Here is a 19,805-nt window from a genome sequence, read left to right as displayed (position 1 = left end):
CTTTATGAGTACCAGGAAAATTTCGTGCGCACGAAATATTGCTGTTGTGGTTCTGATCAGCGTTGCGATGACCGGGTGTTTTGATGATACCCCGGCTACTGGCCAGGTTCAGACCGTGGATTGGTACAAAGCACATGACGATGAGCGCAAGGAAACCCTAAAAACGTGCGGCAATAATCCTGGTGAATTCCAGGATGCGCCGAACTGCATCAATGCACTCCAGGCAGAACGAGCACTGTCTAGCGGTGAACCTTTCGAGCTTGACCTGTCTAGTTTCAAGAGCGGGGAGGGATCATGAACCTTTTTGAAGGTATGTTCTCCGTCGTTGACCAGGCACTGGATCAGTACATCACCAACACGGCTACCGATCTCATCGCTTACATCACTCCAATGTTCACCAGCATGTTGATAGTCTGGATTGCCATCTGGGGCTATCTGATGATGTTTGGCAAAGTTAGTGAACCCTTGCAGGAGGGGGTGTTTCGTATCCTTCGCATCGGCTTCATCATGACGCTAGGGCTGACGGTCGGTACCTATATGGGCGTCGTGGTGGACGTACTGGCCCACGGTCCAGAAAAGGTAGCAGCAGTTATCACAGGGTCCAATGGAGGCGCAGCGGCCATTTTGGACAGCCTGTTCTCACGCGTTCTTGCTGTAGCTGATCAGGCCTGGGATAAAGCGGGAGTCATGAGTGGTGATTTCGGCATGTATTTGGTGGCAATTCTGATCTTGGTGTTTGGTGGTGGTGTTGCCATCGTAGTGGCGTTTCTCCTGCTGGCCAGCAAGGTGGCAACGACAGTGCTGCTGGCGATTGGTCCGCTCTTTATCATCGGCCTGCTGTTTAACAGCACCCAGCGCTTTTTCGAGAGCTGGCTGGGCATGGTGATCAATTTCGGCATGTTGCTGGTTTTGGGTTCAGCCATTGGCCGAATGGTCATCGATGTCAGCGAGGCGTTCATGAACATCGTGGAGTCCTCGGCAAGCAGCATGGCCAGTATGACCACAAGCGCCTATCTGATTGCTTTTTTTGCCCTTGGCATCTTGGTGCTGAAGCAAGTGCCGGGCATTGCTTCTGCATTGGGCGGTGGTGTGGCATTGGCTACTCAGGGGGCTCTGGGCTCTGCTATGTCCGCGATGCGCCCCTCAGCAATCCGCCGTCAGTATCGCGGCGTTCAACGCGATGCACGCTTAGCAGGCAGTGCGGCAAGCTCTCCTTACCGTGGCGCCAAGTCTGCCTATCGTGCCTACCAGAAGCGTTTCGGTGCTGGCAATACGATCACAGGAGGCTAATTCATGAATACCAATATAAAGTGGTTAGATGCTTGGCGTGTCCGCTGGGCGCGGGTAAAGCGTGGGGTGGAGATGGGGCTCTCGGGCTTACTTCTGATGGTGGGTATCCTGCTGTCCGTGGCGTTGCTCCCTGAACTGCCTGGTTTGGTCAGCGGCACCATTACTGGCGATGACGAGGCTGCTCGTACTTTGTTTGTATGTTTAGCAGGTATTGCTGTGTGCATGCTCCAGTGGCGATGGCGTGCAGCGATATATCTGCAGCTCCGGAGGGGCACATCTCAGGAGGAGCCACCATGAGCTACCGCCGTTTGACACCCGAGGAAATCGAGGATCTGCGTTCTGAGATGCGTGCCGCCGGCCTTTGGATGAGAGCTGAGCTGGCCAAGCGTCGTCGGGAGCATGGAGATACGAATGCGGTTGAGACAAGTGCCTCCCCTATTACTAATGGCGAAGCCTCCCGAGCAGCCCTCGGTGAAGATCAGGGTTGAGACAGGTCTTTCCGTATTACTAATGGCGAAGCCCTGCGGATTGAGAACGACAAAGCAGTCGCAAGGGCATGCATCTTTTCGTGCGCACGAAACGAAGTGGTTGTAACGAGGCAAGTCCGAGAAGTTTGAGACAGGTCCGTGCGTATTACTAACGGGGGAGCCTAGCGCGTCTCTGAACCCATTTTTCGTGCGTACGAAAAGAATGAATGGGTATAGAGCTAGGGCAGGATTCGCAAAGTGGTGGCAGTTGCCACCGACGTGCTGGCATTTGGTACCAGGTTCGATGGGCAGCACGTGATAGAGGATGACGAAATGACAGAAACAGCAGTGGTCAAGACCAGGCTGACACCAGCCGAGAAGGGAGCCTGGCAGCGCCTTTGTGAAGCATCAGGCCGCTCGGAGTCAGACGTACTAAGAGAAATGATTCAGCGCGTTTGCGGAGAGAGTATTGCCGAAGAAGGGCATGACATTGTCCGGGGGCCCAAGTCATGCAAGCTTACGGTTCGGCTTACACAGCATGAGCGCACCATGATCGAAGAGCGGGCAGATTATGAAGGGTTCAGAAATCGTACTCGCTGGGCTTCAGCGCTTATAAGAGCAACGTTGCTTCGAGAACCCGTAATGAATGAGGAAGAGCGCTCAGCTTTGCTGAATGCATCCTTTACACTTTCTGATCTGATTGAAAGCTCAGGAGGAGGTGTACTGGGCATAAATCGATTGCGCATTAAAGATCAGGATCGTGAGCAGATTCGCATAGAAGAGCTTCAGAAACGTGTCAGAGAGCTTCACGACAAAGTTATGGCACTGGTAGCAGGCAGCCAGAAGCGCTGGAACTTAAACTGAGTGAGAGAGGATTTGAAATGCCTCGTTACAGCTTCAAAATTGACCCTCTACCCCCTGAAGATGGTTATGGCTGGATTCTTCGCTACTTTGAGGATGATTGGGAAATACCTGGCTACGAAACCTTTTCAGCGCACAGAGGCATATCCTGGATGATTCAGAAAGAATTTGAAAACGCCAAGTTCACCGGCGAGCTATGGGTGGAGGAAATGACCTCAGATCATTTAGATACGGTGGGGAACCAATCCCTGTATGAGCCAGGTACTGAGCAGATGAAATTGTGGTTTGAATAGCCGATGAAGCGACCGCCAGAATCGTTATAGGTAGCGAACCGCTCAAAGTCTGATGCACTGCTGAAAGCCGTTCAGGAGCGCAGGACGGGGCAAAGCGAGCCTATTCTAACTGTTTCAGAGAGGGCTTGATTTTTTAATGTTACCTTGTTTATCAAGCACGTAGGCGCTACCTCCAGCTCGTTGTATCTCTTGCAATGCACGAACGTCGGAGCCGTCCAGGTATGCCAGAGCCTGCCATGGCATCTCAGCATGAGCCTGCTGTAGCTCTGGCGATAATTCATTCACTGGAATTTTACCCTCAAGAGCCATTTTCACTGTTCGAGTATTCAGTGAATTGGCTACTTAGTTAAGTTTGATTTGACTGTAGGTTGTGTTTCTCAATAAATATTCTATTGAATTGCAAAGTTAAGCATAACTTATGCTTTCGATGCGGTACAGAGTGGCACCGTGCTGTTGATCAAGCGGGCAGGATGTGTAAATGCTATACCGTCGCAAGCGTCGTCATAGCAAATACCACCAACTTACTCGCCCTGGCGGGCTCGACGCTATCTTGCTCTCTGAGGGGTTAGACGCTGCCGCGCCGTACCTTGTTTAGGTGCAGTCAACCAAATAGAATGAATGCACTGAATGCAATGCGAGACTCTTGCAATGGCCATGCTGACTGTTCGCAACCTACCCGATGAGGTACACCGAGCCCTGCGCGTCCGTGCGGCTCTGCACGGACATAGTATGGAGGCTGAGGTGCGCGAGATCCTGGAGGCTGCTATAGCGCCTGAGGGGCGCGTCAAGCTGGGTTCCTTGCTGGCCGACATAGGCAAGCAGGCCAAGCTGACTGACAATGAGTTTGCCGTGTTTGAGCAAGTCCGTGACAAGACGCCAGCCAAGCCGGTGAACTTTGAATGATTCTGCTCGATATCAACGTCATCTCCGAGCCACTGCGTCGGCGGCCAGAGGCTCGCGTTGTCGAGTGGATTGATGCACAGGCCTTGGAAACTCTCTACCTGTCAGCCATCACTGTGGCAGATCTACGGTCGGGCATTGCCTTACTGCCAGCAGGAAAGCGTCGTACTAGCTTGCAAGAAAACCTAGAACGGCGAGTACTCCCCCTGTTTGCCGGTCGTGTGCTTCCGTTCGATCTCTCTTCCGCACAAGCCTACGCCGAGCTTATTGCCAAGGCCCAAAAGACTGGGCTGGCGATTGCCGCCGATGATGGCTTTATTGCGGCCATTGCGGCTGCCAACGGCTTTGCGGTGGCCACAAAGGATGCCAGCTCTTTCGAGGCGGCGGGTGCAACAGTTATCAACCCGTGGGGTAAAGCGGAATGAACGCAATTGAAATCGAATCCGCAATCTCTGACTTGGCACAACAGTACTTTGATCCGGCTGAGTTTCCCTATGCCTTTTTGGAAGCTTTTGGCAACAAGGCGACCACCATCAAACGGTTGCGTTCGGGTACGTCTAATAAGTCGGACTTTTCTGGCTCCTGGGGCGGGGTATTACAGACCAACAATATCCATATTGCGGTGGCGGAAGCTGGTGCCGTTACCGAAGCCCTAGCTGAGTTGAAGGCTAGCCCCGCGACTACGCGTGCCAAGGCGAAGTTCGTGCTTGCCACCGATGGTGAGATGCTAGAGGCCGAGGAGCTGGAAAGCGGCGAGACGGTTGCCTGCAAATATGAAGAATTCCCTGACCACTTCGGTTTCTTTTTGCCCCTGGCGGGTATCACCACTGTTAAACAGGTGCGTGAAAGCTCGTTTGATATTCGTGCCACCAGCCGCCTGAACCGGCTGTATGTGGAGCTACTGAAAGATAACCCGAGTTGGGGCACGGAAGAGCAGCGCCATGAAATGAACCACTTCATGGCTAGGCTGATCTTCTGCTTCTTTGCCGAAGATACGGACATCTTTGCCGGTAGCGGGTTATTTACCGACACCGTCGCAGAAATGAGCGCCAGAGATTCTGCCAACACCCATGAAGTGATTAGCGAAATCTTCCGCGCCATGAACACGCGGCAAGAAGAGCATGCTGCTGCGAACACCCCCCGTTGGGCAGGGAAGTTTCCCTATGTAAACGGTGGTTTGTTTTCCGGCAGTGTCGACGTACCGCGCTTCAGCAAAATTGCACGCTCTTATCTACTCCACATCGGCAGCCTGGACTGGACACAGATCAATCCAGACATTTTTGGCTCGATGATTCAGGCGGTAGCTGACGACGAAGAGCGCGGTGCATTGGGCATGCACTACACTAGCGTGCCGAACATTCTAAAAGTGCTGAACCCACTGTTTCTGAACGATCTACGTGAGAAGCTGGAAGAAGCAAACGACAACGTCCGTAAGTTGTTGAATCTGCGCAATCGCATGGCCAAAATTCGTGTATTCGACCCCGCATGCGGTTCAGGTAACTTTCTGGTCATCGCCTACAAACAGATGCGTGCGATTGAGGCAGAAATAAACCAGCGTCGCGGTGAGCCTAATCGGCCTACCGATATCCCACTGACCAATTTTCGTGGCATTGAGTTGCGGGACTTTTCGGCCGAGGTTGCTCGTCTTGCGTTGATTATTGCCGAGTACCAGTGTGATCTGCATTATCGCGGCCAAAAATTGGCATTGGCTGAGTTTCTTCCGCTGGATTCCCAAAACTGGATTACTTGTGACAACGCATTGCGACTGAACTGGCTCAGCATCTGTCCGCCTACTGGAACGTCTGTAAAGCATCATGCGGATGACCTATTTGGTTCACCACTCGATCAAGCACAGATCGATTTTGAGAATGAAGGTGGTGAAACTTATATTTGTGGGAATCCTCCGTACTTAGGAAGCAAGTGGCAGTCAAGTGAGCAAAAGGCTGACCTGAAAGCAATTTTTGAGAGCAAAGGCGTAGCTTGGAAGTCTCTTGACTATGTCGCAGGCTGGTTCATGAAAGCGGCTGACTATGGTAAGCATACAAGTGCCAAAACCGCTTTTGTTTCTACAAACTCTATTTGTCAGGGGTTGCAGGTGCCTATTCTGTGGCCCACAATTTTTGAAACCGGCCATCAAATTGTATTTGCTTACACTTCATTCAAATGGGCTAATCTTGCGAGCCATAATGCGTGCGTAACCGTTGCCATTATTGGAATTAGTGCTAAGCCACAAGCAAATAAATTCTTGTTCTCTATTGGTGAAGACGGCCTCGTTCAAGAACGGCAAGCTGATTACATCAATCCATACCTAGCCTTAGGTCGCGTTAATTCAGTTGTACAAGCGCGTAGGCCCATATCAGAAATTTCTCCGATGCTCTTTGGAAATATGCCTCGTGACGGAGGGGCTTTCGTTCTCAATGGAGAGGAAAAAGCAGCTGTCTTGAACCAATATCCTGAGATTTCGAAATTCATCTGCCCGTATCTTGGATCAGAACAAATGATTCAAGGGAAGCCAAGATGGTGCATTTGGATTGATGACAACAACGCTGAATATGCACAGCAGCACCCTTATCTGAAAACCGTTTTAGAAAGAGTAAGAGACGTCCGTTTAGCAAGTGCGGCCAGCTCAACACGAGATTTTGCCGCGCGACCTCATCGATTTGTGCAGATTGCTGGAACGGCCAAAAAACATTCTCTTGCGGTTGCTAAAGTTTCGTCGGAGAGACGGGCTTACCTTCCTGTAGATTTATTAGACGGCAATTCAATTGTTAGCGATCTGCTGTTCGCATTATACGACGCGCCGCTTTGGAATATGGCTTTAATCGCATCGCGGCTGCACCTTGTGTGGGTTGCGACTGTTTGCGGGAAAATGAAAACCGATTTCCGCTACTCAAACACTATCGGCTGGAATACATTTCCTGTCCCTAAATTAACTGAAAAGAACAAGGATGATCTAACAAAGTGTGCACAAGAGATTCTATTGTCAAGAGAGCGACACTACCCTCAGACAATTGCTGAATTATATTTGTTGGAGTCTATGCCAGATGATCTCCAACTAGCACATAGCCTGAACGATGAAGTCTTAGAGAGAATATATATCGGACGAAGATTCAAAAATGACACGGAACGGCTTGAGAGACTATTCGAAATGTATTCCAAGATGTCCGGATGAAATACCTTAATCAATTTATACGCAGTTGGTAGATGGAGAGCTGAATTGGACTTGAAAACATTTTTGCATGGTGATGTTGACGCCCCTACAACTATTTCTGAAATTAGTCGCATTCATCAGCAAGTCGAATCCAATGAGTTTTTAGGCTTGTATGCTTATGCAACCCAGTCGGGAGCAGTCTTGTTTGATCTGGAACTGAGCCGGGACTTCTGGGAAGCGACACCCTCAAAATGGGTCTTTGGAATTGACTATGGGAGAACACAGCCACAAGCACTTCGATTGATAGCTTCGAAGATGAACGCAGAGGTAAGAATATACGATGGTGCTTGGGTGGTTAGTCAAAGTGGGTTTATCCCGAGACGCGATTTCCACGCAAAAATTGCGATATTGAAGAATCAAGAAAATAATTTTTCGGGAATGGTTGTGGGCTCTGGGAATTTTTCATCCAACGGGCTTAGAAAGAGTATTGAGGCTGGTGCCTCAATTTGTTCTAAGGATGGTGAAGAGTGCAATTTAGCGCTTCAGCCAACACTTTTACTCGCAAACCGTATTTGGGAGCAAGCCACCCCGGTTAACGAGATTTTGGATGCCTATGAAGAGCGATGGAGCGCTTCATTTTCTAGATCAGTAGAAAATGGTCAGCTAGGTGGCTACCTGGATTATACCGAAATAAAAATGTTCTGGATTGAGGCAGGATACGTCACCAAAAACCGTGGTTCAAATCGTCCTGGTAATCAAATTGACTTTCCGAAGGGGATGTCAAGATATTTTGGGTTCAACCCTCCTGAAAAATTAGCTGCAAAGGCTGTAATAGGAAAAATTACCTTTGAAACACCTGTTGGAGAGCATGTTTCTAATAATCTTCGCCTTGGGAATAACATGATGGAGAAGATCTCTCTGCCTATCCCCGAGAGACATGGGTTCGATATTTATGATGGTAAAATACTTGTGTTTGAAAGAGCTGTTGACCGCTTTTTTATGCGGGCATTAGAGGCGGACGATTTCGAAACGGCCTTTGGTGATAGGTTGGCAGAGGTTAGAGTTATGGGCAGCGGAAGACGCTATGGGCATATTTTTTAATAGATCGTTGAAATGGATCAAAAAAATGAATAAGCATGATAAGCTTCATTTTTCTTAGTTATCGGTAAAGCTATTGTTTATTTACAATCAAATGAGTTTTGCATTTGCGCGTATGAGCCCTTGGGTTCCGCACGTAGCTCAAAGAACTATGCTGATGTCATGAAAACCTGCTCAAATCATACATCGAACATGTGGCCCAAATGGGTGAGGGTGAGAGGTCGAAGTCATGAGTGAATTAATCCTCTATACCACAGACGATGGCCGCACCCAGCTGCACCTTCGGGTGGAAGGAGACAGTATCTGGCTAAGCCAGCTGGAAATTGCTGAGCTGTTTCAAACCACCAAGCAGAATGTCTCTCTGCATGCCAAAAATATATTCGAAGACAACGAGTTAGACCCTGCGGCAACCGTCAAGGATTCCTTGACAGTTCAATTTGAGGGTAAGCGTCAGGTTAAGCGGAAGATTAGTTACTATAACCTCGACTTGATCCTGGCCATCGGTTATCGCGTCCGCTCGTCTCGCGGCGTGCAGTTTCGCCAGTGGGCCAGCACTCACCTGAAAGAGTTTCTGATTAAGGGTTTCGTGATGGACGACGAGCGCCTTAAAAACCCAGGTGAATGGGATTTCTTCGATGAGCTCTTGGAGCGAATCCGTGACATACGCGCCTCTGAAAAGCGCTTCTACCAGAAAGTCCGCGATCTCTTTGCGCTTAGCTCCGACTATCAGGCTCGCGAGCGCGAGACGGCACAGTTTTTTGCCGAAGTGCAAAACAAGTTGCTGTATGCGGCCACAAGCTACACTGCTGCTGAACTGATCTTGAAACGCTCAGACCCGACTATGCCCAATATGGCGTTGACTAACTGGAGTGGCTCACGGGTTCGCAAGCAGGATGTCATCGTGGCCAAAAACTACCTAACGGCTGACGAAATCGACACGCTGAACCGTTTGGTGGTGATCTTCCTCGAACAGGCAGAGCTCAGGGTCAAGAACCAGAAAGAACTTACACTGGATTTCTGGCGTAACAACGTCGATAAGATGCTGGCGTTTAATGACCAGCCCATCCTCGAAGGCGCAGGCTCGGTTAGCCGTGAAAACATGGAAAAGATTGCCCGTGAGCGTTATGAGGTGTTCGACCAGCAACGACGTACGGCGGAAGCAAAAGCAGCCGATGCCGCTGACCTAAAAGAAATCGAACAGCTGGAACAAGACCTCAAATACAAGGGCAAGAAGCCTTGACAGGGATTGCATTATGACGAAGAGAGTACCCTCAGTTTCCGTCTCATACGCTAGCAATGGCAGTTCTACCACGTCCAATGAGCTTGGCATGCGGCCCATGCAAGAGCGTGCCTACGAACGGCGAGGCGAGCAGTACCTGCTGATTAAATCACCTCCCGCATCGGGCAAAAGCCGTGCGCTTATGTTTATTGCGCTGGATAAGCTGCACAACCAGGGGCTGAAACAGGCCATTATTGTAGTGCCGGAAAAATCTATCGGCTCCAGCTTTAGTAACGAGCCGCTCAGCATTTACGGCTTCTGGGCTGATTGGCATGTAGAGCCTAAATGGAACCTGTGTAACGCGCCGGGCACGGACAATGGCGGTAAGGTCAAATCGTTAGGCGCTTTCCTCGAAAGCAGCGACAAAGTGTTGGTGTGTACCCACGCCACGTTCCGTTTTGCGATTGATCAGTTTGGGTTAGCGGCCTTTGATGACCGCTTAATCGCCGTAGATGAGTTCCACCACGTTTCGGCCAACCCTGACAATAAGCTGGGTGCTCACTTGGGCGGCTTTATCAACCGCGATAAGGTGCATATCGTCGCCATGACCGGCTCCTATTTCAGGGGGGACACCGAAGCAGTGTTGGCCCCGCAGGATGAGTCGCGTTTTGATACGGTGACCTACACCTATTACGAGCAGCTCAACGGTTACGAGTACCTGAAGCAGCTCGATATCGGCTACTACTTTTATTCTGGCTCCTACGCGGACGACATCCTCAAGGTGCTCGACCCTGCTGAGAAGACCATTCTCCATATTCCCAACGTCAACTCTCGCGAGAGCTCTAAGGATAAGGTGCGCGAGGTTGAACACATCATCGAAGCGCTGGGGGAGTGGCAGGGGGCTGACCCGACCACAGGTTTTCAATTGGTAAAAACGCCGGAAGGTCGGCTGCTGAAAATTGCCGACTTAGTGGAGGATGATTCACCCAAGCGTGAGCGAGTATCGAGCGCACTGAAAGACCCCGCGCAGAAGCATAATCGGGATCATGTGGACATCATCATCGCGCTGGGCATGGCCAAAGAAGGGTTTGACTGGATTTGGTGTGAACATGCGTTGACAGTGGGCTACCGTTCCAGCTTAACGGAGATTGTGCAGATCATCGGGCGCGCCACGCGGGATGCGCCGGGTAAGACGCAGGCACGCTTCACGAATTTGATCGCCGAGCCGGATGCCGCTGAGCAAGCGGTGACCGAAGCCATTAACGATACCCTAAAAGCCATTGCTGCCAGCCTGCTGATGGAGCAAGTGCTGGCACCGCGTTTTGAGTTCAAGCCAAAGAACCCTACCAGCGGCCCGCAAGAGGGGTTCGACTACGGTGAAGGGGGCTACAACCCTGGTAAATGCAATGTGGGCGTTAACGAAGAAACCGGTAAGTATCACATCGAAATCAAGGGGCTGGTGGAGCCGAAAAGTGAAGAAGCCGCCCGGATTTGCCAAGAAGACCTGAATGAGGTGATTACCGGCTTCGTGCAGGACAAGACAACCATTGAGCGTGGCTTGTTTGATGAGGAACTGGTGCCCGAAGAGCTTACCCAGGTACGCATGGGCAAAATTATCAAAGAGCGCTACCCCAACCTGGACGAGCAAGACCAAGAAGCCGTTCGCCAACACGCCATCGCAGCGCTCAACCTCACCCAGCAGGCCAAACTATTGCTGGCGGGTAGCGAGGCCGTTGATATCGGTAGCAATGAGCCAAAGCCGAACACAGCGCTGATAGCAGGCGTGCGTAAGTTCGCGATGGACGTGCGGGAGCTCGATATTGATTTGATTGATCGCATTAACCCTTTTAGCGAGGCCTACGCGATTCTGGCTAAGAGCATGAGCGAAGACAGCTTGAAGCAAGTGGCCGCCGTCATCTCTGGTAAACGTACCAACCTGGCACCAGATGAAGCCAAAGAGCTTGCTATGAGAGCGGTCAAATTCAAGAAAGAGCGAGGGCGTTTGCCTTCTATTAGCTCCCAAGATGCCTGGGAAAAGCGCATGGCCGAAGGTGCTTCTGCATTCGTACGCTTTAAAGATGAGGGGCGTTATGACTGATCTGGACGACTTGCGCGCCGAGCTAGATGAGTTAGCTCAACCCGAGAAAAAGAAAGGCCTTTCAGCACGTGAAGAGCGCATCATCGCGGGGTTTGAAGAGATTCAGCGCTTTGTCGATCAGCATGACCGTGCCCCGCAGCATGGTGAAGGCAACGATATTTTTGAACGGCTCTATGCCGTGCGTCTTGATCGCATTCGTTCGCTTGAGGAGTGCCGAACCCTGGTGGAGCCCCTTGACCACCAAGGCTTGCTAGATGGCAACAGTATCAGCGATGTAGATGCGACAGAAGAGATGGACGATGACGCCTTGCTTACTGAGCTTTCTGGGATTTCCGGGGCGTCTGAGCTTACCGAGCTAAAGCATGTGCGTTCAAGTGCCGAGAAGCGTGCTGCTGAAGAGGTGGCCAACAGAGAGAAATGCGAAGACTTTACAACCTACCAGCCGCTGTTTGAGCAAATAGAAAGCGAACTGAAAAGTGGGCTAAGAACCACGCGACGATTCGGTAAGAACGCTACCATCGAGGTGGGGCAGTGGTTCATCGTGGATGGGCAGACGGCCTATGTAGCCGAAGAGGGGGCGGAGTTTGATTCACCCCAAGGCAAGAAAGATGCTCGCCTGCGGGTTATTTTCTCTAACGGTACGGAAAGCAAGCTGCTGCGCCTATCGTTAGTAAGAGCGCTTTACAAAGATGAAGCCAGCCGCCGTATTACCGAGCCTGATGCCGGGCCTCTGTTTGCTGAACAACAGCCCACTGAAAACAGCTTCAGCGAAACCTGGGAAGAGGACGACATAGAAAGCGGCACCATCTATGTGCTGCGCAGCCTGTCAGAACATCCGTTTGTGGCTGAGCACCGGGAGCTGATTCACAAAATCGGCGTGACAGGTGGCAAGGTCGAAGCGCGCATAGCCAACGCCGCCCATGATGCCACCTACCTGCTGGCGGATGTGGAGGTAGTCGCCACCTACAAGCTGGCCGGTATTAACCGCCGCAAACTGGAAGCGCTTTTTCATCGAATCTTCGCCCCCGCACAGCTTGAGCTGACGATTCAAGACCGCTTCGGGCACCCGGTTAAGCCACGCGAGTGGTTTTTGGTACCATTGCATGTAATTGATGAGGCGGTAGAACGGATTCGAGATGGGTCGATTATGGGGGTGGTTTATGAGCCAGAAACTGCACAATTGATTAGCTAAACTAACAAAATGGCAGGGGCACCGAGGTTGTCAAAACTGAAACCTGTGTATATAGCTACATCGTAAAATCTGGATGAGATGCTTGCAAAGGATGGGTGCGAGTTGAACTATAATTTTTTTCAAGAGGCGGGAAACGATGAAACTGTTTTTTACTGTGCCCGTGGGCCTTTTGCTGAGCGGCTGTGTGCCTTTCGTGCCAATTATTTGATAATGCAGATGCTTCCGTTTTGCACAAATACTCATGCAAGTTGATATTGCTTTAGTGCAAAGCAAGCTCGTTGAAAAAAGCGGGATTATCTTGAATCGTCGCCAGTACCTTAGCGGCTAGCCCCGTAGGGTTACGGCGCTTGGTTTCCCAGCTTTTGATGGTGTCCACACTGGTTCCCATGGCCTCGGCAAACTCCGCCTGAGAGACGTGAAGCTTGGCGCGAATAGCTCGTACATCAGCCACTTCATGGCGTGTGATGCGGCTCGCCTGTGCCTCACCTTGCTTAATCTCAACGGCTTCCTGCAGCGATGTTTGCAGCTCGTCAAAAATGCTCATTTAGAAACCTCCCCCTTCAGTTGGTGGGTCAGTGTTTTCAGTGTGGCCTTTTCAGCGGGCGTTAAGCTGTCTTTCATGCTCTTGGGGTAGGCTAGTATAAAGTAGATTCTCTCTGCCGTTGCCAAAAAGTAGATAACCCTGGCACCGCCGCTCTTACCTTGGTTGCTCAACGCCATGCGTATTTTGCGAAGCCCACCCGTGCCCTGAATCAAGTCACCTTTGTCGGGTTGAGCAATCAGGGTGCGTTGCAATTCTTTTAATTCGTCGTCTGTGGCAATGGCCTGGATCGCCAGAATCGCTCTGGAGACGGGCATACGCTCGTCGGATATCCTGACCCTCACCCGTTCGCAGGTCGACGTGAAACGCCGCGTGGTGCGCCTCACCGACACCAAGAGTAACGAAGCGCCTGGTACCGCTGACCAAGGCAGCAACCGAGGTGTTCAAGCAGGCGTTGCACAACCCCGTGCGCCCGCTCGACTGCAACTTGGTATTCTTCGGTGAGCCCGGCAGAAATGGCAAGCGCGGCCCCTACGCCTATACCAAGCTCTGGAACCAAGCGAAGAAGCAGGCCAGCTTGATGACTTCGCTTTCACGACTTACGCCATGAGGCCGTCAGCCGCTTGGTAGAGACGGGGCTATCCGACCAGGAAGTCGCCGCGATCAGTGGCCACAAGTCGATGCAGATGCTAAGGCGCTATACGCACCTGAGGGCGGAGGATTTGGTGGAGAAGCTGGATAGATTGAGGGAGGTCTAATACATTAGATGGTAGTTTGAAAAAAACTAGTAGGAACGCTCAGGCGGCTTTCGACCCAAAGCGGCCTTTCCAGCAAACGCGGCATTCTCGTTCGGCAGTGTTATGCAGCTGGCACGATTATTGATGTTATGCTTCTTAGCTATGCCTAATTTATTTTAATTTCAAAGGGATAGGTCGCTCATGGCGTGTGACATGAAATAAATGAGCGTGCTAGCGTGTTCAAGTCAATAAATGAGCTGGCAGCCTAACACCTGTTGAACTAAACCGCTTCGCGGTAGCTGTCGACGAACCACGTTTTTCGCCTCATCGGGCCACACTGTTGATTGACCCACGTGGGTCAATCAACAGGAGTGACGACGATGACTGCCTTGCGACAGAAGATGATCGCGGCCATGCGTCAGCGTGGCTTTGCGCAACGTACCCACAACACCTACCTGATGGTGGTCACTGATCTGGCACGTTATTTCCACCGTCCGCCAGACACGTTGAGTACCGACGATCTGCAACACTTCTTTAATCACCTGGTTCAGGAGCGCGGTTTGTCCGCCGCCAGCTGCCGTGTCTACCTGCACGGCGTACGGTTCCTGTACCTGCACGTGTTGCTGTGGCCGTCGTTTGATGTGCCGCTCACCGTCCCCAAAAAACCGCAGCGGATTCCAGAACTGCTGACCCGCGACGAGGTTCGGCGGATCCTGGCCGCCTGCCAAAACCCCAAGCATCGCATGATGCTCGAACTGTGCTACGGCTGTGGATTGCGTGTGACCGAGGTCTGCCACCTGCGAGTCAGTGACATCGACAGCCAGCGTTACCAACTCCGTGTGACGCAGGGCAAAGGCGGCAAGGATCGTATGGTGCTACTACCGAAGACCCTGCTTGATCGCTTGCGCGATTACTGGCGCGCCTACCGGCCCGTCACATGGCTGTTCCCGAGCGCTCTGTTTCCCGATCAAGCCCTGCACACCAGTGCGCCGCAGAAGGCCTTTACCCAAGCCAAGCGCCTAGCTAGAGTCGAGCGGGTGGGTGGCATCCACAGCCTGCGTCATGCCTATGCCACCCATGTCCTGGAGCAGGGCCTGCCCGTCCATCAGCTCCAGCGACTGCTGGGCCACCGTAACCTCCAATCGACGATGCGCTACCTGCACTGGCTACCGAACCAGCAAGGGGGAGATCAGTGTCATATTGACCTGGTGGCCGCATTGGAGGTGAGCCATGACTAAGGCCGCTACCTTGCAACAGGCGCTGACCCGCTTTCTCGATCCAACCGGCCTTGATCGCCAGCGCCAACGGGTGTGTACCCATCTGCTGGCCTGCCGAACGGAGGCGATGGGCGGGATGGTCTTGCAGTGCTCGGACTGCGCTCACGTGCAGCCACGCTACTTTGGCTGTCGCGATCGTCACTGCCCACAGTGCCAAGGCCGCGCCATGGAACAATGGGCTGAACGTCAGCAAGCCAATATCCTGCCGGTGCGCTATTACCACGTCGTATTCACGCTGCCGCACAGCCTTAATGGCTGGATCCAGCTTCATCCCGAAGTGCTTCACCGGTTGCTGTTCCAGAGTGCTTGGCACACGTTGCGCACTTTCGGACGAGATCCCAAGCGCCTTGACGGCGAGCTGGGGATGATTGCCGTGCTTCACACCTGGGGCCAGAACCTGAGCCAGCATGTGCACCTGCACTGTTTGGTTCCAGGTGGTGCTTTGGGGGACGATGGCCGCTGGCGTGGAGCGCATAGCAACTACTTGTTCCCGGTGCGGGCCTTGTCACGCCACTTTCGCGGGCACATGGTGAGCGCCCTGCGCCAGGCCGCCAGTGCAGGCGATCTCCACCGAGTCACCCGACCCGGTGACGTCGATGCTCAACTGAACACGCTGATGGCCACTGAGTGGGTGGTTTACAGCAAGGACTGCCTTGAACACACCCATGCGGTGGTTCGCTACCTAGCGCGCTACACGCGCCAAATCGCCATCAGCAACGCGCGTATCCTGGCTGTAGATGACCACCAAGTGACCCTACGCTACAAAGACTATCGCGACCACGACCGACACAAGCAACTCATCCTTGGTGGTGAGGAGTTCGTGCGCCGCTTCCTGCTCCACGTCCTGCCCAAGGGACTGATGCGGGTGCGTCACTACGGTTTTCTGGCCAATCGCTGCCGTCGGCAACGTTTGGTGCAGATTCGGCAAGCGTTAGCGGTTGTGGAGCAAGCCCCAAATGTCGATACGGCGGCCAGTGGCACGGAGCCGACCTACACCTGCCCACACTGCAAGCAACCCACATTACGGATGATCGGGACGCTCACACCCCAGCGCCCCCTCTACGATCAACCGCCTAACCACAAGGAGCAACGCTATCGAGGATGACGTAACGCGCTATACGCCTACAACCGATTAGCTATCCGACCCGTGCGCGGGTTACGGCGACGCTCGTCCCGGTGATGGATTTTAGCCATCAGGCGCGCTACATTAGGTTAATTAAGGTTCGGGGGCGCTGAAATGATGGCGAATCTCACTATTAGAGCGCGTTACCACAGACATGCCGATGCACGGCTTGGTGTCTCAGGCCGCATGCCAGTCAATACAATCCCCTATTAAATAGCCGCCTGATGGACGCGCCTTAGCCCAACAGGCATTTATACGCCATGCTCCGCACGGCGAATAAATGCTTAACTGTTAGATTTTTGGAAACAACATGCCATCTTCGAAGGTTATAGAGAAATTAAAGTCGGGTGCTGAATCCTGGAATGAGTGGCGAACCACAGACGAGGGGCGCTCCCCGGACCTTAGCGACATTGATTTCGTACGGGATTGTCCAAGCGAAGATGGTATCTACGGATTGCCCGAATTCGACAACTACAATTTTTCTCGTTTGAATTTGAATCGTGCTTCTCTCAGAAACGCCACCTTCGTCGGCTGCGATTTCTCTGGATGCCATTTTCATTTTTCTGACCTGGTAGATTCCTATTGCTTAAGGTGCAACTTCAGTGGATCTGGCCTGAATGTGTCGAAAATCGGGTCTGCCCAGTTTATAAGTTGTGACTTCTCACGAGCCGATCTCTCATACTGTAGTGCCGAGGAAACAGACTTCACGGGGTCGACGTTAGTGGGCGCAAATCTAAGCAATATGAGCTTGGTGAAGACCAATTTCACTAATGCTCATATTGAAGATGCTTGTGTTTATGGGATTTCTGCGTGGGATCTGAATCTTGACGGTTGTAAGCAAGCTAATATAGCTATTTCTGAATCAAGTAGAGCTATCACTGTCCCTACAATTGAGCTGGCCCAATTCGTTTCTCTCTTGGTCAGCAGTAAAAACCTACGCAAAGTAATAGAAACAGTGACGTCCAAGGTAGTGCTCATCCTCGGAAGGTTTTCTCCTGAACGAAAATCCGTGCTCGACCAAATAAAAACCAATCTTGACAGAAGCGGATATCTGGCTGTTTTATTTGATTTCGAGGTGCCCGCTGGCAGAGATTTGACGGAAACGGTTATAACAATAGCCGCACTCTCTAAATTTATCGTGGCTGATTTGTCAGATCCTAGGAGTATTCCGCAAGAGCTCACCTCTATCGTGCCTCATCTGCCTTCGGTCCCTGTTCAACCCATTTTAGAGTCACAGGATCGAGAGTATGGGATGTTTGAACACTTTAAGAGATATCCTTGGGTACTACCTGTAATGACCTACGTACCTGATGATTTGCCTCGTTTAGTTAAGCAGGTCGTAGAGAAGTGTGAGGCGCGCCTGGCTTCGTGAATCTAACCAGTAGCGCCAGTCGGACCGGTTTGTCACGCTGCGCGCGCCAAACCGGCCGCTGCGCATCGCGTTAGGGCTAAAAGGTCTGTTATGAAGCTTCTCAATCAAATAATGCATAGCGGGTCGAGACACTTCGTGCTGCTTCCTGTAGGACGGGTGCCACCTTTAAGCCTGATATCTCGTATTTTTTACTGTGGGATGCCTTTCCTACGGCGTACGTGCCTAGCTTCGCAGAGTGCTAGCTTGACTTTCGCTTTCTTGGCTTCCAGTTCAGCATCAATGACTAGTACGGTGATTAGAAGTTGTTCGTTGAGGATCCGATCCTACGTGTCCAGAATCAATCTTGGTAGAGGTGGCTCAGCATTTTGCGCAGGTCTTGGAGGTTGCGCCCTAACCAGTCAATTTTACTGGACAATTTCTCCACCCCTTCGCGGCTACAAATTTACCGCAAAGCTCTACGTTAGGAATTTATCAGTATGCCTGAAGCAATAACGGGAATTTTGCTTGGCTTGGGTGGGGTCATCGGTGCGTTTTTCGCGATCCGAAAGGCATGGGGGTGGTTATTCCCAATCAACGTATTCGCGGGAATCGGTGTGCATTACGATAAGTCAGACCAAGACGAAATTCTTGCAACAGTTACAAATCGAAGCTCCGAAGTCATCTATTTAGTCAAGTGCCGCGGACGTAGCGCGAACTCAATTAGTTACATTATTAAAACTCATTTTTGTCATCCATTTATCAAGCCCAGGCTCTACGGTAACGTGCGATTCGGCACACAGGTTTACGAAATGATCGGCCCCGAACCAATTTGCCTAGCGCCTGGCCAACCTGTAAATCTATCGCATCAACTTTCCTTTGAACTACCTATCTTCGCTTTTACGAACCCTATGGTCCAAATTGAAGTCGTTTTGTCCAATGGCAGAGTCTTTCGAAGCCAAAGACTAAAAATTCCAAATCGTTGGCACGCCATCAAACACATCCAGAAAACGCGTGAAAACGAAGCACATTCCTAACAAATGGTTCAAACCGTTCGCTTCGCTCACTTGGACGGGCTAAAGTCCGCCCCTTAATCATACGTTAGCATTACAAACCATCACTAAAGGATAATTGAATGGAAACTTTCAAAGCGTCAGTTCAGTACAATGATTTAAAAGGTAGTGCGGCAGCTGATCGCGCAGATATGACTGATGCAGCTAAATGGCTAAAAGACAACGGCCATATCACTGATGAATTTGTTCTAGGGATTTCTATGTGGGCTGGCGAAAATCATGGAGCACACAGAGATCCCGTAAGTGTTAAGTTCTTGGTCTCAGGCTTAAATGGCTACGATAACATCCCAGAAATGCTTCAAGCATCAGGTGAACCAATACAAGTTAAAGAAATTAGCGTTGATATGGACCTTTTGGATTTCTTCGCATTGTTCAAGCGTCTGGAAATCACACTTTCCAACAATGGCTTAATCGAAGGTAAGACATACACATCTATCTAAAAAAAGCTAACAAGGCCAAGCACAATCGCCAGCGCCAAAAGCGCGCTGGATGGACCTCGCTACGCTCGGCTTGTGTTGGCGGCGTTAGGGAGAGCAAATGACTGTCAAGGTAACTGAAAGGAACGGGGTATGGCACGTTCCTTTGTCTGCAAGCCACAGTCCGTACCAAGAAGTCCAATTTAAACGTGGCCGGGAAGGGTTTAATTATGGCGTTTTAATCGTAGATTCCGAAAAATTCATCGCGCTATATGACAATAACTCGGACAGCATTACCCCCATAGATAAAGCAAGCGAATGGTCAGAATCAAAACGAAATGAGATTTGTGCCTTTCTCGATCCGTCTGCTGGTCCTTGTGAGATGCCACGGGTTTCATTTTCGTGGAATGAGGCTAGATCCTGGCGTAGTTTGTGGCGCGCAAAGCAGCTTCCAGATTTATGTTTTGGTAACGGCCGTCATAGATCTCGATACCTTCATTATGCAGGAGCATCGTGTTTTCCAGTAGAAGTTGGGCTTGATGGAATAGAGTCACTAAGGGCTATATGCGGAGTGACCCCCTAACAAGCGGCTCAAACTGACGGCGGTCTCAATGAGCAAGTGCAACACGTGACCCATCAGGTACGGTGTTGCTATGACTTACTGCTATCGCCATCTCACTGCTGAAGACCGAGCCGCCATCATGATGATGCGAGCGACTCA

At 51.3% G+C, this 19,805-nt stretch carries 24 protein-coding genes; 22 read left to right on the top strand and 2 right to left on the bottom strand.

Annotation, left to right across the window (positions count from 1 at the left end; translation table 11 throughout):
- The first annotated feature begins 4 nt into the window (after positions 1-4).
- From HZS80_RS10165 to HZS80_RS10105, 13 genes are all read left to right on the top strand, one after another.
- Complete coding sequence (locus HZS80_RS10165; protein WP_179916016.1) at positions 5-298, top strand: EexN family lipoprotein; 294 nt, start codon at positions 5-7, stop codon at positions 296-298.
- Positions 295-1,290, top strand: a complete 996-nt coding sequence (locus HZS80_RS10160; protein ID WP_179916015.1) for a TrbL/VirB6 family protein — start codon at positions 295-297, stop codon at positions 1,288-1,290. Before HZS80_RS10165 ends, HZS80_RS10160 begins: the two co-directional genes overlap by 4 nt.
- Positions 1,291-1,293: 3 nt before the next feature.
- Complete coding sequence (locus HZS80_RS10155; RefSeq protein ID WP_179916014.1) at positions 1,294-1,587, top strand: hypothetical protein; 294 nt, start codon at positions 1,294-1,296, stop codon at positions 1,585-1,587.
- Positions 1,584-1,778 (top strand): hypothetical protein, encoded by a 195-nt coding sequence (locus HZS80_RS10150; RefSeq protein WP_179916013.1) that lies wholly within the window; start codon positions 1,584-1,586, stop codon positions 1,776-1,778. The genes HZS80_RS10155 and HZS80_RS10150 overlap by 4 nt, the downstream gene beginning before the upstream one ends.
- Before the next feature lie 240 nt (positions 1,779-2,018).
- Positions 2,019-2,621 carry a hypothetical protein gene (locus tag HZS80_RS10145; RefSeq protein WP_179916012.1) on the top strand — a complete coding sequence of 201 codons (603 nt, stop codon included), beginning with the start codon at positions 2,019-2,021 and terminating at the stop codon, positions 2,619-2,621.
- A 17-nt stretch (positions 2,622-2,638) separates the two neighbouring features.
- Complete coding sequence (locus HZS80_RS10140) at positions 2,639-2,911, top strand: hypothetical protein (protein ID WP_179916011.1); 273 nt, start codon at positions 2,639-2,641, stop codon at positions 2,909-2,911.
- Positions 2,912-3,538: 627 nt separating this feature from the next.
- Positions 3,539-3,814 (top strand): FitA-like ribbon-helix-helix domain-containing protein, encoded by a 276-nt coding sequence (locus tag HZS80_RS10135; RefSeq protein ID WP_226938607.1) that lies wholly within the window; start codon positions 3,539-3,541, stop codon positions 3,812-3,814.
- The gene (locus HZS80_RS10130; RefSeq protein ID WP_179916010.1) at positions 3,811-4,236 is read left to right on the top strand and encodes a type II toxin-antitoxin system VapC family toxin; all 426 of its coding nucleotides are present in this window, start codon (positions 3,811-3,813) and stop codon (positions 4,234-4,236) included. Before HZS80_RS10135 ends, HZS80_RS10130 begins: the two co-directional genes overlap by 4 nt.
- On the top strand, positions 4,233-6,983 hold the full coding sequence (locus HZS80_RS10125) for a class I SAM-dependent DNA methyltransferase (RefSeq protein ID WP_179916009.1): 2,751 nt from the start codon (positions 4,233-4,235) through the stop codon (positions 6,981-6,983). Before HZS80_RS10130 ends, HZS80_RS10125 begins: the two co-directional genes overlap by 4 nt.
- A 45-nt stretch (positions 6,984-7,028) precedes the next feature.
- Positions 7,029-8,063: a hypothetical protein gene (locus tag HZS80_RS10120; RefSeq protein ID WP_179916008.1), complete on the top strand. Its 1,035-nt coding sequence runs from the start codon at positions 7,029-7,031 to the stop codon at positions 8,061-8,063.
- 226 nt (positions 8,064-8,289) lie between these two features.
- Positions 8,290-9,300: a virulence RhuM family protein gene (locus HZS80_RS10115; RefSeq protein WP_179916007.1), complete on the top strand. Its 1,011-nt coding sequence runs from the start codon at positions 8,290-8,292 to the stop codon at positions 9,298-9,300.
- An 88-nt stretch (positions 9,301-9,388) separates the two neighbouring features.
- The gene (locus HZS80_RS10110; RefSeq protein WP_226938608.1) at positions 9,389-11,377 is read left to right on the top strand and encodes a DEAD/DEAH box helicase; all 1,989 of its coding nucleotides are present in this window, start codon (positions 9,389-9,391) and stop codon (positions 11,375-11,377) included.
- Positions 11,370-12,569, top strand: a complete 1,200-nt coding sequence (locus tag HZS80_RS10105) for a GIY-YIG nuclease family protein (protein WP_179916005.1) — start codon at positions 11,370-11,372, stop codon at positions 12,567-12,569. The genes HZS80_RS10110 and HZS80_RS10105 overlap by 8 nt, the downstream gene beginning before the upstream one ends.
- A 259-nt stretch (positions 12,570-12,828) precedes the next feature.
- Here HZS80_RS10105 and nadS read toward each other — a convergent pair whose 3' ends face one another.
- Positions 12,829-13,113 carry a NadS family protein gene (gene nadS / locus HZS80_RS10100; RefSeq protein ID WP_179916004.1) on the bottom strand — a complete coding sequence of 95 codons (285 nt, stop codon included), beginning with the start codon at positions 13,111-13,113 and terminating at the stop codon, positions 12,829-12,831.
- A complete protein-coding gene (locus HZS80_RS10095; protein ID WP_179916003.1) occupies positions 13,110-13,427 on the bottom strand; it encodes a type II toxin-antitoxin system RelE/ParE family toxin in 318 nt (105 codons plus the stop codon). Before HZS80_RS10095 ends, nadS begins: the two co-directional genes overlap by 4 nt.
- On the opposite strand from HZS80_RS10095, the gene HZS80_RS23990 reads away from it, so the two are divergent.
- The 9 genes from HZS80_RS23990 (at position 13,390) to HZS80_RS24135 (ending at position 19,667) form a co-directional block, all read left to right on the top strand.
- Positions 13,390-13,614, top strand: a complete 225-nt coding sequence (locus HZS80_RS23990; RefSeq protein ID WP_328515436.1) for a site-specific integrase — start codon at positions 13,390-13,392, stop codon at positions 13,612-13,614. The genes HZS80_RS10095 and HZS80_RS23990 overlap by 38 nt on opposite strands.
- A complete protein-coding gene (locus HZS80_RS23515) occupies positions 13,550-13,720 on the top strand; it encodes a hypothetical protein (protein ID WP_246361917.1) in 171 nt (56 codons plus the stop codon). Before HZS80_RS23990 ends, HZS80_RS23515 begins: the two co-directional genes overlap by 65 nt.
- A gap of 13 nt (positions 13,721-13,733) precedes the next feature.
- The gene (locus HZS80_RS23510; RefSeq protein WP_226938609.1) at positions 13,734-13,868 is read left to right on the top strand and encodes a hypothetical protein; all 135 of its coding nucleotides are present in this window, start codon (positions 13,734-13,736) and stop codon (positions 13,866-13,868) included.
- Between the two features lie 359 nt (positions 13,869-14,227).
- Positions 14,228-15,085, top strand: a complete 858-nt coding sequence (locus HZS80_RS10085) for a tyrosine-type recombinase/integrase (protein WP_179916002.1) — start codon at positions 14,228-14,230, stop codon at positions 15,083-15,085.
- The gene (locus HZS80_RS10080; protein WP_179916001.1) at positions 15,078-16,229 is read left to right on the top strand and encodes an IS91 family transposase; all 1,152 of its coding nucleotides are present in this window, start codon (positions 15,078-15,080) and stop codon (positions 16,227-16,229) included. The genes HZS80_RS10085 and HZS80_RS10080 overlap by 8 nt, the downstream gene beginning before the upstream one ends.
- Before the next feature lie 328 nt (positions 16,230-16,557).
- The gene (locus HZS80_RS10075; protein WP_179916000.1) at positions 16,558-17,619 is read left to right on the top strand and encodes a pentapeptide repeat-containing protein; all 1,062 of its coding nucleotides are present in this window, start codon (positions 16,558-16,560) and stop codon (positions 17,617-17,619) included.
- Between the two features lie 476 nt (positions 17,620-18,095).
- Entirely contained in the window at positions 18,096-18,632 is a 537-nt protein-coding gene (locus HZS80_RS10070) for a hypothetical protein (protein WP_179915999.1), read from the top strand.
- Positions 18,633-18,730: 98 nt separating this feature from the next.
- Positions 18,731-19,108: a hypothetical protein gene (locus HZS80_RS10065; RefSeq protein WP_179915998.1), complete on the top strand. Its 378-nt coding sequence runs from the start codon at positions 18,731-18,733 to the stop codon at positions 19,106-19,108.
- 97 nt (positions 19,109-19,205) lie between these two features.
- Positions 19,206-19,667: a plasmid fertility inhibition factor family protein gene (locus HZS80_RS24135; protein WP_374730575.1), complete on the top strand. Its 462-nt coding sequence runs from the start codon at positions 19,206-19,208 to the stop codon at positions 19,665-19,667.
- The last annotated feature ends 138 nt before the right edge of the window (positions 19,668-19,805 follow it).

It is taken from the genome of Vreelandella glaciei, from assembly GCF_013415125.1.
Classification (GTDB): domain Bacteria; phylum Pseudomonadota; class Gammaproteobacteria; order Pseudomonadales; family Halomonadaceae; genus Vreelandella; species Vreelandella glaciei.
Note: the sequence above shows the minus strand (reverse complement) of the source record. Positions and strands in the feature narration are given on the sequence as shown.